This is a genomic window from Formosa sediminum (assembly GCF_007197735.1).
Taxonomy (GTDB): Bacteria; Bacteroidota; Bacteroidia; order Flavobacteriales; family Flavobacteriaceae; genus Formosa; species Formosa sediminum.
In genome coordinates this window covers 1,850,077-1,865,352 of record NZ_CP041637.1, presented here as the reverse complement: position 1 = coordinate 1,865,352, position 15,276 = coordinate 1,850,077, and the positions used below count along the sequence as shown (strand labels likewise).

17 protein-coding genes are annotated in these 15,276 nt (G+C 30.6%); 11 read left to right on the top strand and 6 right to left on the bottom strand.

Translation table 11 applies throughout. From position 1 onward, the window contains the following. The first annotated feature begins 16 nt into the window (after positions 1–16). The 5 genes from FNB79_RS08225 to FNB79_RS08205 all read left to right on the top strand — a co-directional run bounded on the left by FNB79_RS08225 (position 17) and on the right by FNB79_RS08205 (position 6,284). Positions 17–1,024, top strand: a complete 1,008-nt coding sequence (locus FNB79_RS08225; protein WP_143380860.1) for a DUF368 domain-containing protein — start codon at positions 17–19, stop codon at positions 1,022–1,024. Beyond that, positions 1,024–2,043, top strand: a complete 1,020-nt coding sequence (locus FNB79_RS08220) for a DUF368 domain-containing protein (RefSeq protein WP_143380859.1) — start codon at positions 1,024–1,026, stop codon at positions 2,041–2,043. The genes FNB79_RS08225 and FNB79_RS08220 overlap by 1 nt, the downstream gene beginning before the upstream one ends. Further along, positions 2,036–2,773: a shikimate dehydrogenase family protein gene (locus tag FNB79_RS08215; protein ID WP_143380858.1), complete on the top strand. Its 738-nt coding sequence runs from the start codon at positions 2,036–2,038 to the stop codon at positions 2,771–2,773. The genes FNB79_RS08220 and FNB79_RS08215 overlap by 8 nt, the downstream gene beginning before the upstream one ends. 98 nt (positions 2,774–2,871) lie before the next feature. After that, complete coding sequence (locus FNB79_RS08210; RefSeq protein WP_143380857.1) at positions 2,872–4,788, top strand: DUF349 domain-containing protein; 1,917 nt, start codon at positions 2,872–2,874, stop codon at positions 4,786–4,788. 215 nt (positions 4,789–5,003) lie between these two features. Beyond that, the gene (locus FNB79_RS08205; protein WP_143380856.1) at positions 5,004–6,284 is read left to right on the top strand and encodes an NAD(P)/FAD-dependent oxidoreductase; all 1,281 of its coding nucleotides are present in this window, start codon (positions 5,004–5,006) and stop codon (positions 6,282–6,284) included. A gap of 227 nt (positions 6,285–6,511) precedes the next feature. Here FNB79_RS08205 and mazG read toward each other — a convergent pair whose 3' ends face one another. From mazG to ruvX, 5 genes are all read right to left on the bottom strand, one after another. Further along, entirely contained in the window at positions 6,512–7,285 is a 774-nt protein-coding gene (mazG, locus tag FNB79_RS08200; protein ID WP_143380855.1) for a nucleoside triphosphate pyrophosphohydrolase, read from the bottom strand. A 98-nt stretch (positions 7,286–7,383) separates the two neighbouring features. Beyond that, complete coding sequence (locus FNB79_RS08195; protein ID WP_143380854.1) at positions 7,384–7,830, bottom strand: DUF5606 family protein; 447 nt, start codon at positions 7,828–7,830, stop codon at positions 7,384–7,386. Positions 7,831–7,885: 55 nt separating this feature from the next. Beyond that, entirely contained in the window at positions 7,886–8,476 is a 591-nt protein-coding gene (gene def / locus FNB79_RS08190; RefSeq protein WP_143380853.1) for a peptide deformylase, read from the bottom strand. A gap of 100 nt (positions 8,477–8,576) precedes the next feature. Next, the gene (locus tag FNB79_RS08185) at positions 8,577–8,915 is read right to left on the bottom strand and encodes a hypothetical protein (RefSeq protein ID WP_143380852.1); all 339 of its coding nucleotides are present in this window, start codon (positions 8,913–8,915) and stop codon (positions 8,577–8,579) included. 57 nt (positions 8,916–8,972) lie between these two features. Then, positions 8,973–9,383 carry a Holliday junction resolvase RuvX gene (gene ruvX / locus FNB79_RS08180; protein ID WP_143380851.1) on the bottom strand — a complete coding sequence of 137 codons (411 nt, stop codon included), beginning with the start codon at positions 9,381–9,383 and terminating at the stop codon, positions 8,973–8,975. Positions 9,384–9,525: 142 nt separating this feature from the next. On the opposite strand from ruvX, the gene FNB79_RS08175 reads away from it, so the two are divergent. The 3 genes from FNB79_RS08175 to FNB79_RS08165 are packed head-to-tail and all read left to right on the top strand — an operon-like array spanning position 9,526 to position 11,816. After that, positions 9,526–10,341, top strand: a complete 816-nt coding sequence (locus FNB79_RS08175) for a 2,3,4,5-tetrahydropyridine-2,6-dicarboxylate N-succinyltransferase (RefSeq protein ID WP_143380850.1) — start codon at positions 9,526–9,528, stop codon at positions 10,339–10,341. A 9-nt stretch (positions 10,342–10,350) separates the two neighbouring features. Continuing rightward, on the top strand, positions 10,351–10,980 hold the full coding sequence (locus FNB79_RS08170) for a sulfotransferase family 2 domain-containing protein (protein WP_143380849.1): 630 nt from the start codon (positions 10,351–10,353) through the stop codon (positions 10,978–10,980). Positions 10,981–10,991: 11 nt separating this feature from the next. After that, entirely contained in the window at positions 10,992–11,816 is an 825-nt protein-coding gene (locus tag FNB79_RS08165; protein WP_246073347.1) for a glycosyltransferase, read from the top strand. On the opposite strand, the gene FNB79_RS08160 is transcribed toward FNB79_RS08165, so the two are convergent. Further along, entirely contained in the window at positions 11,806–12,639 is an 834-nt protein-coding gene (locus FNB79_RS08160; RefSeq protein ID WP_143380848.1) for a glycosyltransferase family 2 protein, read from the bottom strand. The two genes, FNB79_RS08165 and FNB79_RS08160, sit on opposite strands and share 11 nt — an antisense overlap. Before the next feature lie 112 nt (positions 12,640–12,751). On the opposite strand from FNB79_RS08160, the gene FNB79_RS08155 reads away from it, so the two are divergent. From FNB79_RS08155 to FNB79_RS08145, 3 genes are read left to right on the top strand one after another with little or no spacing between them, the layout of a single operon-like run. Beyond that, positions 12,752–13,381: a sulfotransferase family 2 domain-containing protein gene (locus tag FNB79_RS08155; RefSeq protein ID WP_143380847.1), complete on the top strand. Its 630-nt coding sequence runs from the start codon at positions 12,752–12,754 to the stop codon at positions 13,379–13,381. Between the two features lie 20 nt (positions 13,382–13,401). Then, positions 13,402–14,490 carry a CDP-glycerol glycerophosphotransferase family protein gene (locus tag FNB79_RS08150; protein ID WP_143380846.1) on the top strand — a complete coding sequence of 363 codons (1,089 nt, stop codon included), beginning with the start codon at positions 13,402–13,404 and terminating at the stop codon, positions 14,488–14,490. Further along, positions 14,483–15,232, top strand: coding sequence for a glycosyltransferase family 2 protein (locus FNB79_RS08145; protein WP_143380845.1), 750 nt, complete (start codon positions 14,483–14,485; stop codon positions 15,230–15,232). The genes FNB79_RS08150 and FNB79_RS08145 overlap by 8 nt, the downstream gene beginning before the upstream one ends. Positions 15,233–15,276 lie beyond the last annotated feature (44 nt).

Below are 15,276 nucleotides of genomic sequence, written 5' to 3'. Positions count from 1 at the left end.
AATTTAAAACCTAATAATGCAACGACAATTAAAAGACTATCTAATCATTTCACTTAAAGGATTAGCAATGGGAGCTGCCGATGCTGTTCCTGGAGTTTCTGGAGGAACAATCGCTTTTATTTCTGGAATCTATGAAGAACTTATCGCAACAATAAGCGGTATAAATCTATCTCTATTTAAAACACTTAAAACAGATGGTTTTATTGCGTTTTGGAAACAATTAAACGGTAATTTTATTACGGCATTACTCATAGGTATTATTGTTAGTTTTATCTCGTTTATGCGTGTTGCTAAATATTTACTAGAACACCACCCTGTACTGATTTGGTCATTTTTTTTCGGATTAATAATTGCAAGTATATTTTTTGTTGGAAAACAAATAGAGCGTTGGAATATGGCCGCAATTTTAAGCCTTATTGCTGGTGCAATTTTAGCGTATTATATTACCACACTACCTTCTTTAAGTAGCACTGCAAGCCCTTGGTTTTTATTTTTCGCAGGTGCTATAGCTATTTGCGCCATGATTTTACCAGGAATTTCAGGATCTTTTATTTTACTAATATTAGGTGCCTATAAAACATTAAGTGATGCTTTACACGATTTTGACATAAAAAAAATACTGTTATTTGTGTCTGGTGCAGTAGTTGGACTATTAAGTTTTAGCCATTTATTAAAATGGTTATTTAAACATTATCACAACATTACATTAGCTGTTTTAACTGGATTTATTTTTGGATCTTTAAATAAAGTTTGGCCTTGGAAAATAACAGCCACTGTTTTAGAAAAAGAAACTGGGCGTATTTTACCTTTTTCTGAAGTTTCAGAACTGGGAACACTTTCAATTTTCGAAAAACAAACACAACTTACAGAAATATACAAAACAGTTGTAGAGCGCAGTACCTCACCTAGTATATATTCTAATATGAATCAAATAGACGCTCAACTTATACCTGCAATTGGCTTAATGATTGCTGGATTTTTAACTATCTTTATTTTAGAAAGAGTTGGGACCAATAAAAGTTAATGGAAAGCACAAGAACATTATCTGATAAGATTTTCTTGGTCTTAAAAGGACTAGGAATGGGGGCGGCAAACAAGGTTCCAGGAATCTCGGGTGGTGTTGTTGCTTTTGTTTCTGGATTTTATGAAGAATTTATTTATTCGCTTCAAAAATTTAATGGTAAAGCGTTAAAGCTTCTTGTTAATGGTAGATTTAAAAGCTTGTACCAATACATAAATGGACGGTTTTTAAGCCTGCTATTTTTAGGAATGATTATTAGTTATTTTAGTATTTCTAAAATATTAGACTATTTAATTCAGCATTACGAACTCTATGTATGGAGTGTCTTTTTTGGAATGATTATAGGCTCCATCTATTACATTAGTAAAGATTTTAAAGACTGGAATTACAAAACTATTTTAGCTTTAATAATTGGCACAGCATTAGGTATTAGTATTAGTTTTCTAGATCCTGCAAAAGAAAATGATAATCTTTGGTTTGTATTTTTTTGTGGTATAATTAGTGTCTCGGGAATGACCCTTCCAGGATTTTCAGGATCCTTTATTTTAATTTTATTAGGTAATTATGTTTTATTATTGGTAGATTCTGTAAATGCCTTATACGACACTGTAGCCCAAATTATTCAATGGGATTTTAGTTTTTCACATAATCCCTTACGCATAAGGTTACTTCAAGTTTTAACCGTATTTACATTAGGGTCTTTAACAGGTTTAGTCACTTTTTCTCATGTACTAAGCTACATTTTAAAGCATTATAAGAGTATTACTATGGCATCGATTATTGGTTTTATTGTAGGTTCTTTAGGTGTAGTTTGGCCCTGGAAAGAAACTGTTTATAAAACATTAGAATCTGGAGAATTTGCAATAGACTCTACAGGGGCTAAAGTAATTTCAAATTATATTCGTTATATACCCCAATTAAACACAGAAACCTATATAGCTATATCTCTAATAATTTTAGGAATTGGACTTGTACTGGCTTTAGAAATATACGGCGAAAAAACACGAACTACACATGAATAAATTAGGCTTACTAGGAAAACAAATTTCATATTCGTTTTCTAACACATATTTTAAAAAAAAATTTGAAGATTTAAATATTAAAGATACCACATATCAAAACTTTGATTTAGATGATATCTCAGAATTTCCTTCGATATTAAAAAACAATCCAGAAATAAAAGGCTTAAACGTAACCATTCCTTATAAAGAACAAATTATACCTTTTTTAGACGACCTAGACGATCAAGCCAAAGAAATTGGAGCTGTAAATACTATAAAGCTAACTAAAACAGGAAAACTTATTGGGAGTAATACCGATTATTATGGATTTAAAAAATCTATAGAACCCCATTTAAAACCTCATCATAATTACGCATTAATTTTAGGTACTGGAGGTGCTAGTAAAGCTATAGCTTATGCTTTAAAAAATTTAAACATCCCTTTTAAATATGTTTCAAGGTCTCCAAAAAACAACCAAACTATAAGCTATAATGAGCTACTACAATCTGGGTTAAAAGACTATAAACTAATAATTAATTGTTCGCCGGTTGGCACATTTCCCAATGTAAATGATTGTCCGAATATACCGTATAAAGACATCACAGCAGACCATTTACTTTTCGATTTAATATACAATCCCGAAGAAACCCTGTTTTTAAAAAAAGGTAAAGCAAAACACGCTACAATTTTAAATGGCTACAATATGCTTGTAAATCAGGCAGAAAAATCTTGGGAGATTTGGAATTTATAAAACATAAAACCCTTTGATTTAAATTATACAACACTTTGTATTTATAAGAGTTGTTAGTATCTTTAGAAACTAATATTAATGAACAAACATTTTTTAAAATGTCAGAGCAAGATAACCTACACCCTGTAGACGGAAACGAAGAAAAACAAAGTATAGCTTCAACTTCGGAAGAAATATCACAAACACAAAATACAACTTCTACTGAAGATGTAAAAAATGAAGACGTCGTTTTCGAAGAAATCGAAGCCTCAAATGCTGAAGATGCCGAAGATGAAGGTAACAATGACAGGCATACTATTCCGTTTAAAGAATACGATACTATGTCTTTAGAAGCCTTGGTTATCGAACTTGAAAAATTAGTTTCAAGTGAAAAAGTTCAGGCAATTAAAGAACATGTTGATGGCATTAAAAATGAATTTAACTCTAAATTTAATACATTAATAGACGAGAAAAAAGAAGAGTTTTTAAACGATGGTGGTAATGAAATAGACTTCTATTATTCTAGCCCAATACAAAAACGCTTTAAAGACGCTTATAAAGAATACAGAGGAAAATTACACGCACATTATAAAAATATAGAAAATAATTTAAAATCTAATTTAGATAATAGACTACAAATTATTGAAGAAATTAAAGGCTTAATTAATGTAGAAGAAAACATTAATACAACCTACAAACACTTTAAAGACTTACAAGAACAATGGCGTAATGCTGGTCCTATTCCTAGAGATAAGTACAATAATGCTTGGAATAGCTATCACCATCATGTAGAGATTTTTTATGATTTTTTACATCTAAATCGCGATTTAAGAGATTTAGATTTTAAACACAATTTAGATTTAAAATTAAAAATTATTGAACGTGCTGAAGAATTAGCTCAAGACGACGATACTAATCGTTCGTTTAGAGAATTGCAAGTACTTCATAAAATGTGGAAAGAAGAACTGGGTCCTGTATCTAAAGAATATAGAGAAGAAATCTGGAATCGTTTTAAAGCTGCTACAAAAATTATTCACAATAAACGCCAAGCGTATTACGATCAATTAGATTTAGTTTACGAGAAAAATCTTGAGAAGAAAACTGAAATCATTGAAAAAATTGAAGCTTTAACAGCTACAGGAGCAAAATCTCACAATGGTTGGCAGTCAAAAATTAAAGAAATTGAACAGTTAAGAGAAGCTTTCTTTAGCGCAGGAAAGGTGCCTTTAAAAGTAAATGAAGCCACTTGGGCTAAATTTAAAGAAGCTGTCCGCGCTTTTAATCGAAAAAAGAATGTCTTCTATAAAGATTTAAAGAAGGAACAGTTTGATAATCTTCAGAAAAAATTAGAGCTTATAAAAATCGCTGAAGCGAATAAAGACAATGAAGATACAGAGGTAACAACACCTCTAATGAAAAAAATACAAAACGATTGGAAAAAAATTGGTCATGTTCCGCGTAAAGACAGTGACAAAATTTGGAAACAATTTAAAGCCGCTTGTAATGCTTATTTTGACAAGTTACACGCTAAAAGAAATGCAGAGAACGAAGTAGAAAATCAAGCTTTTAAAGCAAAAAGTGAGCTTTTAGACACCATTAAATCTTTAGAATTAACTAATAATAAAGATACAGACTTAAGTACAATAAAAACCCAAATTACAGCCTGGAAAGCGATTGGACGAGTACCAAGCAACAAACGTTTTATAGAAGGTAAATTTAATAAAGCTTTAGACGAACTCTTTAAACAAATAAAAATTGATAAAAATGAAGCTGAACTAATTAAGTTTGAAAATAAATTAGATGAACTTAATAGTACAGAAGACACAAGACACTTAGATAATGAGCGCCTATTTATACGCAAAAAAATAGACGAAATTAAGAGTGAAATTAATCAACTTGAAAATAACCTACAGTTCTTTACAAATGTTAAAGACGACAATCCTTTAGTTAAAGAAGTCCATGCAAATATTGCTAAACACAAAGACGAATTAAAACTATGGAAAACCAAACTTAGTAAAATAAAAGCCTTATATTAATAAAAAAAGGTAATCTCTCATTTATCAAGTTCATTCAAATCTATTTTGGATGAACTTTTTTTATAAATTAAAATTAAAAAACAGATAAAAAGCAACGCTAATAAATCAAATTCACAATTGAGTGCTTTTAATATAAATCAGTTTGTCAGTTCCTATTTTATTAAAAAAAACCACATTATCTTTGCAGCTAATTCAACTAAATTAAACTTATTATTATGGAAAATAAGAAAACAATTATAGTTGTTGGTGGTGGTTTTGCGGGTTTAGAGTTTATCAATCAACTTAAACATGCACACCAATACAAAATTATTCTCGTAGACTTAAATAATTACAATTTTTTTCCACCCCTACTCTATCAAGTTGCAGCAGGTTTTATGGAGCCTTCTGCCATCAGTTACCCCTTTAGAAAAATTTTAAGAAAACATGACAATGTAAAATTTTACATGGGTGAACTCCTTAAAGTTGTTCCTGAAGATAACAAAATTGTTTTAAGTAACGGTGAATTAAATTACGATATATTAGTAATGGCTTCTGGTGCAGAAACAAATTTCTTTGGCAATAAAAATATTGAAAATTATAGTTTGCCAATGAAAACGATATCTGATGCTTTAGCTTTACGTAATGTTATTTTTACACGTTTAGAGCGGGCTACACGAATACAAGATCCAGAACGAAGAAAAACTTTACTATCTTTTGTAATAGCAGGAGCTGGACCAACTGGAGTAGAACTATCTGGTTTATTTTCTGAAATGCGTGCACATATTCTAAAAAAAGATTATCCAGAACTAAATACTGAAGATTTAGGTAACATTTATCTTATAGACGGTCAGGATGCTGTGCTTGCAGCCATGTCGAAAAAAACCCAAGGGTACACCTACGAAAATTTAAAAAAATATGGTGTTGTTATAAAATTAAACACCTTTGTAAAAGACTTTAAAAATGATGTCGTTTATCTCTCTGATGGCACAGAAATTAATTCTAGAAACTTAATCTGGGCCGCAGGAATATCTGCAAGAACTTTTGAAGGTTTTAAAGCCGAGAGTTTTGGACGTGGAAAACGTTTAAAAACAGACGCCTATAATTTAGTTGAAGGTTACAAAAACATTTATGCTATCGGGGATACTTCCTTAGTTTTTGGAGATAAAAATTATCCTGAAGGTCATCCACAATTAGCACAAGTTGCCATACAACAAGCCAAGCGTTTAGGTAAAAATTTAAAAGCAAATACCTGGAAACCTTTTAAATACACAGATAAAGGGTCTATGGCTATAATTGGAAGTAATAAAGCGGTTACAGACGGTCCAGAACACAAATTCTTTTTAAAAGGGTTTATTGCTTGGTGTGTTTGGATTTTTGTACACATCATGTCTTTAGTTAATTTTAGAAACAGAATGCGTGCTTTCTATGATTGGATGGGGTATTATATAAATAAAGACCAATCCTTTAGAATGATTATTAGACCTAAAGAAAAAATAAAAGCCGAAAGTGAAAAATAAAACAGGCTTAAAAAGTATAAAATCCTACTTGATATTTTATATCAAGTAGGATTAAATTACTAACTAACCTAACCATTATTTCTTAACCTAAATAGAAATAATTTGCTAAAAATGACATTATTAAATTGTAAGAATCATGCTATTAATCTCAATCTTTGAAGAATAATGTCACTGTTATTAATATATACGTAAGAAAAAAGAGTTTGGATTACAAAATTTAAAATAAATTAAAGTTTTTTTGCTTCTTCCCAAAATACATCCATTTCTTGGAGTGTCATATCCTTTAAAGACTTATTTAATATACTTGCCTGAGTCTCTAAATATTCAAATCTTTTTTTAAATTTTTTATTGGTTCGCTCTAGTGCATTTTCTGGATTAATCTTTAAAAACCTAGCGTAATTGACTAAAGAAAATAATACATCTCCAAATTCATTTTCCATATTTTGCTGATTACCATTTTTTATTTCAACCTTTAACTCCTCGAGTTCTTCTTCTACTTTTTCCCAAACTTGGTGTGGTTCTTCCCAATCAAAACCAACTCCGGCGACTTTGTCTTGAATACGACTAGCTTTAACCAACGCAGGCAAACTACTTGGAACGCCCTGCAGCACACTTGTATTCCCTTCTTTTAATTTTAAATTTTCCCAATTTCGTTTTACATCTTCTTCATTTTCTACTTTCACATCACCATAAATATGCGGGTGTCTATCTATTAATTTTTCACAGATACCATTACAAACATCTGCTATATCAAAAGTATTGGTTTCACTTCCAATTTTTGAATAAAATACAATATGAAGTAAAACGTCTCCTAATTCTTTTTTTATTTCTTGTAAATCGTTATCTAAAATAGCATCACCAAGTTCGTAAGTTTCTTCAATCGTTAAATGACGTAGCGATTCCATAGTCTGTTTTTTATCCCAAGGACATTGTTCGCGAAGTTCATCCATAATGGTTAATAATCTATCAAAAGCTTGAAGTTGTTGGGCACGTGTATTCATTCTATGTTTTATAAATAATTTTTGATTAGCTAAAGGTAATAAAAACAAAAGTCCGACGTAAGGCCGGACTTTAATATCTATATTATGGGTATGTATTGTTATTCGTTCTCTGAAACTGGAGTTTCACTTACAGTTTCATTGTCATCTTCAGTTTCATCAGTAAAATCTAAAAGATCATTTTTTTGAAGTAAATTATACCATTGTATTACTTTTTTAATATCGCTAGGGTATACACGATCTTCATCATACTCTGGTAAAATTTCAAAAAAGTATTCTTCTAACTTATCTTTACTATCTTTATGACTGATACTTGAGGGACCATTGTTTTCTTTAGTAGCAATAGTTTGAAGTACTGATTTTAAAGGCACTTCTTCTGTTAATGTATAAATAGCAATTTCACTTAAAACGCTTACATTATGATTCATAGTTACAGAAAGTCTTTTATTATCTAATAAAGATTCTGCAATAAATCCGTTTCTTGTTTGCATGATTAATTTATATAATCCTGGTTTTCCTGAAATAGCTAATACTTTATCTAAGCTCATAATTTATTTTTTAAAAGATGGCAAATATCTTGTGTTTGCCAGTGTTATACAAATATTATCGTCTCTTTTTTTGCTTTGGGAAACGCATTTTGTAATCCACTCTAACTTTCCCTTTAGAAATGTTATCTAGTCGTCCTTTTATTAAACGTTTTTTTAATGTAGATAGTTTCTCTGTAAATAATATACCATCAATATGGTCATATTCATGTTGTATTACTCTAGCAATTAATCCGTCGTAAGTATCTTTATGTTTTTCAAAATTTTCATCTAGATACTCTATTGTTATTTTAGATTTTCTAAACACATCTTCCCTAACATCTGGAATACTTAAGCAACCTTCATTAAAAGCCCATTCATCGCCTTCTTCTTCCGTAATCTTAGCATTAATAAATACCTTATTAAACGCTTTTAAGGTGTTTATTTCCTCCTCTGTTAAATCTTCATCTTCAGAAAAGGGAGTTGTATCTATTATAAATAAACGAATTGGCAAACCTATTTGCGGCGCGGCCAAACCTACACCATAGGCATTATACATAGTTTCGTACATATTATCTATTAGCTCTGCTAAATTTGGATATTCTGCATCTATGTCTTGTCCTACTCTTTTTAATACGGGATCGCCATAAGCGACAATTGGTAAAATCATTTCTCTGCGTTATAAAAAATTTAAATGCAAAAATACAATTCTTACCGTTAATAGCCTATAATATTAAAATTCCTTTAAGAAAGTGTGTAATTTTTTTAAATTAACAAGCTTCTGATGTTATAACAATAGTAAACAAATCTATGGCACATTTAATTTTAGAGTTTACGATGGTATTAATTAAATCACGATGACGATTCGTGATTATCAATACTTTATTGTCATCTTTAACATGAGTTAAATTTAAATCTGATGGTTTAACATCAATTACTGTGGTTGTAAGCGGGGTTATTTGTACTGTATCGATGGTTTGTGCACTAAGTTTTAGAGATGCAAAACAAAAAGCAATCACAAAAAACATTAAGTTATTATAGTTCATAGCATTAACTAATTTCAAGCAAATATATAAGCTAGCTTCAGTAATAATTAAAAATTTAGTCAAACATCATTTATTTATCGATAAGCGGATATTTTAAGGATTCTGTTTATTTATACGGTATTATTTTGACGATAAATAACTTTGTAATATTAAAGTTGCACTAATCTCGTCTACTAAAGCTTTGTTTTTGCGTTGTTTTTTAGAAAGCCCACTATCTATCATAGTCTGAAATGCCATTTTAGATGTAAACCGTTCATCTACTCTCACCACAGGAATATTAGGAATAGCATTATTTAATTGTTTTAAAAATGGAATAATTAAAACTTCACTTTCTGAAGCTGTAGCATCCATTTGTTTTGGTTCACCCACCACAAAAAGTTCAACCTGCTCCTTGGCAATATAATCTTTTAAAAATGGAATAAGTTCTTTAGTATTTACAGTTGTTAACCCAGAAGCAATAATTTGAAATTCATCTGTTACCGCTATTCCTGTTCTTACTTTTCCAAAATCTAATGCTAAAACACGTGCCATTATTTATATTTTTTTGACAAAGTTAATGGTAAGCGTTAAAAGAATAATAGATTCTCTTTATAAAGATTTAAGTATTTTTTATGTTTTGGGTTTTAAGGAGATAAATTATAAAAGTATATTTGAAAAAATTTAAAGAATTAAAATGAAAGAATTACAATCTATCATAGAAGAAGCTTGGGAAAACAGAGCTTTATTATCAGAAAAGAAGACTATTGAAGCGATTAGAAAAGTAGTTTCTCTTTTAGATTCAGGAGAATTACGTGTTGCGGAACCTACCGAAGATGGATGGCAAGTAAACGAATGGGTAAAAAAAGGTGTAGTCCTGTATTTCCCTATCCAGAAAATGGAAACTATAGAATGTGGACCTTTAGAATTTCATGATAAAATTCCATTAAAAACTGGATATGCAGAGAAAGGTATACGTGTAGTACCTCATGCTGTTGCACGTCATGGTGCCTATATCTCTGCAGGTACTATTTTAATGCCTAGTTATGTAAACATTGGTGCATATGTAGATGAAGGTACCATGGTAGATACATGGGCAACTGTAGGTAGCTGTGCACAAATTGGTAAACATGTTCACCTTTCTGGAGGAGTTGGTATTGGTGGTGTATTAGAGCCATTACAAGCGGCACCAGTAATTATAGAAGATAACGTATTTGTAGGATCGCGTTGTATAGTTGTTGAAGGTGTACACGTAGAAGCTGAAGCGGTTTTAGGAGCTAATGTGGTATTAACAATGAGTACTAAAATTATTGATGTTACTGGAGACACACCTGTAGAAACTAAAGGTAGAGTACCTGCACGTTCTGTTGTAATACCAGGAAGTTATACAAAAAAATTCCCTGCCGGAGAATTTCAAGTGCCATGTGCTTTAATTATAGGAAAACGTAAAGAAAGTACAGATAAGAAAACCTCTTTAAACGATGCTTTACGCGATAATAACGTTGCTGTTTAAAATCTATAAATGGAAACCAAATTTTATAAAAAAATAGGTAACCGTATTGGTTTATTTTTTAATTCCCCTCTCAAAAAAGGGGAATTAAAAAATTTTGTATTTATACATATAGCTAAAACCGGTGGTACAAGTGTTGTAAGTATAACAGGAAAAGCTTACCGCAAACATTTAACTGCTAAACAGGTTATAAAACATATTGGACAAAAAAAATGGGATAATGCTTACACTTTTGCTATTGTAAGAAATCCTTGGGATAAAGTGGTCTCTCAATACAAATTTAGAACAAAAACTAATAAATCAAGGATGGCCGATCATCCAATTGCATTTAAGGATTGGGTGCAAAAAGTTTTTGTTGAACAAGATAAATTTTATTATCACGTAAGACCATTATTATTTGCTCCCCAAGTAGAATGGTTAAAAAACAATCAAAATAAAATAGATTTAAATAAAATAATTCGTTTTGAAAATTTAAATGAAGAATATAGAGAAGTCGCTAATATTATTGGTATACATCCAGATCTTCCGCATTTAAATTCTACCAAACCTAGCGACTACAGGTCGTACTACGACGAAGAAACAAAAAAAATTGTAGCAGAATGGTTTGCTGAAGATATAGAACTTTTTAATTACAAATTCTAACCATTTATATTTTGAAAATTATTGAAGTTCCATCCTCCTTATACCACAGTTCCAAATTAATATTTAAACCCACACATACTTTTAGAGAAGACACTAAACAACGCGTCCCTGTTATAGTTTCTCTTACAACAATACCATCTAGACTAAAAACGCTTCATATTACCATTAGAAGTTTACTTAATCAAGACGTGCTACCAGAGAAAATTATATTATGGCTTAACGATAGCTATATCTCTAAAATACCAAAAGCATTAGATAAACTTCAAGGCACAACATTCGAAATTAGATTCTCACCCTATACATTTTCGCACAGAAAATTAATTCATACCATAGAGAATTATCCCCATAAAATAATTATCACTTGCGACGACGATTTAATCTATCACCCCTCAAGTATTAAATTGCTATATCAAGAGCATTTAAAAAACCCTAATGTAGTTATTGGCAATAGATGCAGAAGAATAACATACAGTTCCAATAACACACCTCTACCTTACTTACAATGGCCTTTTGCTAAACACACTATAAAAAACGAAAAATTATTAATGCCTGTTGGTGCCTTTTTGGTATTATACCCTCCTAATATTTTAGATAGTAGATTTAATAATGTTGAACTATTTAATAAAATATCACCCAAAAGTGATGATTTATGGTTTAAAACAATGTCCCTTATAAATAACGCTTTGTGCATTCAGGCAGAACAAAGGCCACCAAATCCCATACCAATTTTAGCAACTCAATCTGTTTCTTTAAAAAGCGTAAATAATAAATTAGATTATAAACGCAAGCAATGGGAACAAATAACAGCCTATTTTAATCTAAATTTTAAGCCGTAAGTACAGTACGTTCTTTATTAATTCCGTAAGAAGTCCATACGGTTTTAGAATCTTTGGTATATTTTCTAATGGCTTTATTTTTAGTTATGGATTCCTCTGTTTTGTACCCTCTTTTATGATCTAAATGTATACAAACTGCACTGTATCGTATTTGCTTAGATTTAATACCGTAATTAAATAGTCGCTCACCTAGTTCCCGATCTTGTCCGCCATACTGCATACGCTCATCAAAACCATTTACAGTTAAAATATCGTTTTTCCACCCTGATGAGTTATGCCCATTCCAAGTCATTTTAGTGGGTGTTACGGTATTTAAAAGCTCAGACTTTAAGCCTTTAGCATTCAGTTTATTATTTTTAAAAGACGACTTCAAGCCGTGTTTTTTTAGCCATTTTACACTAAAACACTTACCAGAATTAATGTGTTTTTCTTTTATCTTTTTTGAAATCTTCATAGGCAACTTAAAATAACCACCAGACAAAAAATAACCACGCTGTTTATACTTTGCATGCACGTCTAAAAAATCTAATCTAGGAATGCAATCTCCATCACTCATTACAATATATTCTGCATTACAGGCAAGTATAGCTTTATTTAAGATTTTAGATTTCTGAAACCCATCATCTTCTTGCCAAATGTGAATTAATTGTAAACTCGTAGTCTTTTTAAACCTATGTATTAAATCTTTGGTCTCAGAAGTAGAACCATCATCGGCAATAACAATTTCAAAATCTCTAAAAGATTGACAATTATAACCCCATAACACTTTTTCTAACCAAGCTTCTGCATTATAAGTACTTAATATTACTGATATTTCTGGCATAAACAATTTCTTTAAGTTAAACACGATTTCAAAATCAAATTATATAAAGAACACCTGATTCTAAAAAAATAAGCTTAAACAATTTGTTATCTTTGCGTAATAATTTATTTACATGGAAACAAAACTTTATAAAAGAATCAATAACCGTATTGGTCTATTTTTCAACTCTCCGGTAAAAAGTGGAGAACATAAAAAATTTGTTTTCATTCACATCGCAAAAACTGGCGGGACTAGTATTATTAGTATAACCGGGAAAGCATACCGTAAGCATTTAACTGTAAAAGAAGTTATTAAATACATTGGGCAGAAAAAATGGGATAGTGTTTATAAGTTTGCAGTGGTTAGAAATCCATGGGCTAAAGTTGTCTCTCAGTACAAATTCAGAACAAAAACAAATAAATCTAACATGAAAGATAATCCCATTTCTTTTAAAGATTGGGTAACTAAAGTTTTTGTTGAACAAGACGATTTTTACTACGGAAAACGACCTCTTTTATTTGCTCCGCAAGTGTTTTGGCTTAAAAATAATAATGAAGAAATTGATTTAGATACAATAATTCATTTTGAGAATTTAAACGAAGAGTATAAAACTGTTGCAAACACTATTGGTATCGACCCCAATTTGCCACACCTAAACTCTACTAAACCTAGTGGGTATAAACAATTTTATGATGAGGAAACCAAAAACATTGTGGCAGCTTGGTTTGCAGAAGACATAGACACTTTTAATTATAAGTTTTAAGCGTTTAACTATTTCCATTAATGACCTATAAGTTTTTAATATATATATCCTATAGCTATGCCGTACCTATAGGCAATCCCTTAGAAAAAGAAATTAAGAGACGTGGAGACACTGTATTTTGGTTTAGCGATTTAGAGGATGGAAAAAAAGCGCTGGATAAAAAAAAGAATCATATATTAAATATTAAGGACGTTATTAACTATCAACCCGATATTGTATTAACGGCTACTAACGATGTACCTGATTTTATTACAGGTTTAAAAGTGCAAATTTTTCATGGCTTTAATGCCGAAAAAAGACCTGAAAAGAAAAACAGTTTTACACACTTTAGAATTCGTGGTTTTTTTGATTTGTATTGCACACAAGGACCAGCAACAACTTCGGGGTTTTTAAAACAACAAAAAAGATATAACCATTTTGAAGTTATAGAAACAGGTTGGAGTAAAGTAGACCCTTTGTTTCCTATTTCTAATAAAAAAACAGACAAATATCCCACTGTTATGATTGCTTCTACGTTTACAGAACGTTTAAGTTTAGCATACAACAATGCTGTTTATAATGAAATTAAAAGACTTTCTGTGGCAGGCATATTTAATTTTATTATGGTGCTACATCCCAAAATACCAAATGCCTTAAAACAGAAATGGAAAAATTTAAACGGTGATAATTTTACATATTACGATACTACAGATCTAATTCCGCTTTTCAAAATATCAGATGTAATGTTTTCAGACACAACTTCTGCCATTCAAGAATTTTTAATTCAGAAAAAACCAGTAGTTACATTTAACCATACATTTAATCATAACTACTTAATTAATATTACAGACGCTAATGCTATAGAATATAGTTTAAATACAGCATTGCAGAAGCCTAAAGTAATACTAGAACATATTACAGCACTCATTAATAATATACATCCTTATTTTGATGGTAAGTCAAGTTCGCGTATTATTGATGCGAGTATCTCTTTCCTGCATAGAGATAAAAATTATTTAAAAAAGAAGCCCCAAAACCTAATAAGGAAATTAAAAATAAGAAAACGTTTAGGCTATTTTACGCTTAAAAGTTTTAATACGCCTTATACTATACCTAAAAAAAATGACTAAAATTACAGCCATTATTCCCACAGGGAATGAAATTCATAATATAGATGATGTTATAGCATCTGTAAATTTTGCTGATGAAATATTAATAGTAGATAGTTTTAGTACCGATGGTACTTTTGAAAAAGCACAACAACTTGCTACTAGAGTAATTCGCCGAGAATACGAATATTCTGCCTCTCAAAAAAACTGGGCCATTCCGCAAGCTAAACACGAATGGATTTTATTAGTAGATGCAGACGAACGTGTTACTCCTGATTTGAAAAAAGAAATACTAGACACTCTAAAAGCACCAGAACATACTGCCTATTGGATAGGTAGAATGAATCACTTTATGGGAGAACGCGTGCATTATAGCGGTTGGAGAAACGATAAAGTAATCCGTTTATTTAAACGTGATTTCTGTAAATATGAAGACAAACATGTACATGCCGAAATAAAAGTTAATGGTTCTGTAGGCAGATTAAAGCACAAATTCTATCATAACACTTACATTACATTCGATAAGTATTTAGAAAAAATGAATCGTTATGCTTGGTGGCAAGCCAAAGATTACGATAAAAAAACAGGAAAACTCACACCTTATCATTTTGTTATAAAACCATTTTGGGGATTTTTTAAACACTACATTATACAATTTGGTTTTAGAGATGGACTGGTAGGTTTTACTATTGGCACCATACAAGCTTATGTTATTTTTATGAGATATATAAAGCTATGGTTATTAAGAAAAAACAGAATTTAAACCCCACATTAACATTGTTATTATTTATAATTGAAATATTATTA

What these genes read in the sequence shown, in the direction of transcription:
- FNB79_RS08155 (WP_143380847.1), top strand. Translation starts at nt 12,752, where the DNA reads ATGGAAACAAAACTTTATAAAAGAATCAATAACCGTATTGGTCTATTT.
- FNB79_RS08160 (WP_143380848.1), bottom strand. Translation starts at nt 12,639, where the DNA reads ATGCCAGAAATATCAGTAATATTAAGTACTTATAATGCAGAAGCTTGG.
- FNB79_RS08175 (WP_143380850.1), top strand. Translation starts at nt 9,526, where the DNA reads ATGAAAGAATTACAATCTATCATAGAAGAAGCTTGGGAAAACAGAGCT.
- ruvX (WP_143380851.1), bottom strand. Translation starts at nt 9,383, where the DNA reads ATGGCACGTGTTTTAGCATTAGATTTTGGAAAAGTAAGAACAGGAATA.
- FNB79_RS08215 (WP_143380858.1), top strand. Translation starts at nt 2,036, where the DNA reads ATGAATAAATTAGGCTTACTAGGAAAACAAATTTCATATTCGTTTTCT.
- def (WP_143380853.1), bottom strand. Translation starts at nt 8,476, where the DNA reads ATGATTTTACCAATTGTCGCTTATGGCGATCCCGTATTAAAAAGAGTA.
- mazG (WP_143380855.1), bottom strand. Translation starts at nt 7,285, where the DNA reads ATGAATACACGTGCCCAACAACTTCAAGCTTTTGATAGATTATTAACC.
- FNB79_RS08225 (WP_143380860.1), top strand. Translation starts at nt 17, where the DNA reads ATGCAACGACAATTAAAAGACTATCTAATCATTTCACTTAAAGGATTA.
- FNB79_RS08220 (WP_143380859.1), top strand. Translation starts at nt 1,024, where the DNA reads ATGGAAAGCACAAGAACATTATCTGATAAGATTTTCTTGGTCTTAAAA.
- FNB79_RS08195 (WP_143380854.1), bottom strand. Translation starts at nt 7,830, where the DNA reads ATGAGCTTAGATAAAGTATTAGCTATTTCAGGAAAACCAGGATTATAT.
- FNB79_RS08210 (WP_143380857.1), top strand. Translation starts at nt 2,872, where the DNA reads ATGTCAGAGCAAGATAACCTACACCCTGTAGACGGAAACGAAGAAAAA.
- FNB79_RS08150 (WP_143380846.1), top strand. Translation starts at nt 13,402, where the DNA reads ATGACCTATAAGTTTTTAATATATATATCCTATAGCTATGCCGTACCT.
- FNB79_RS08145 (WP_143380845.1), top strand. Translation starts at nt 14,483, where the DNA reads ATGACTAAAATTACAGCCATTATTCCCACAGGGAATGAAATTCATAAT.
- FNB79_RS08170 (WP_143380849.1), top strand. Translation starts at nt 10,351, where the DNA reads ATGGAAACCAAATTTTATAAAAAAATAGGTAACCGTATTGGTTTATTT.
- FNB79_RS08205 (WP_143380856.1), top strand. Translation starts at nt 5,004, where the DNA reads ATGGAAAATAAGAAAACAATTATAGTTGTTGGTGGTGGTTTTGCGGGT.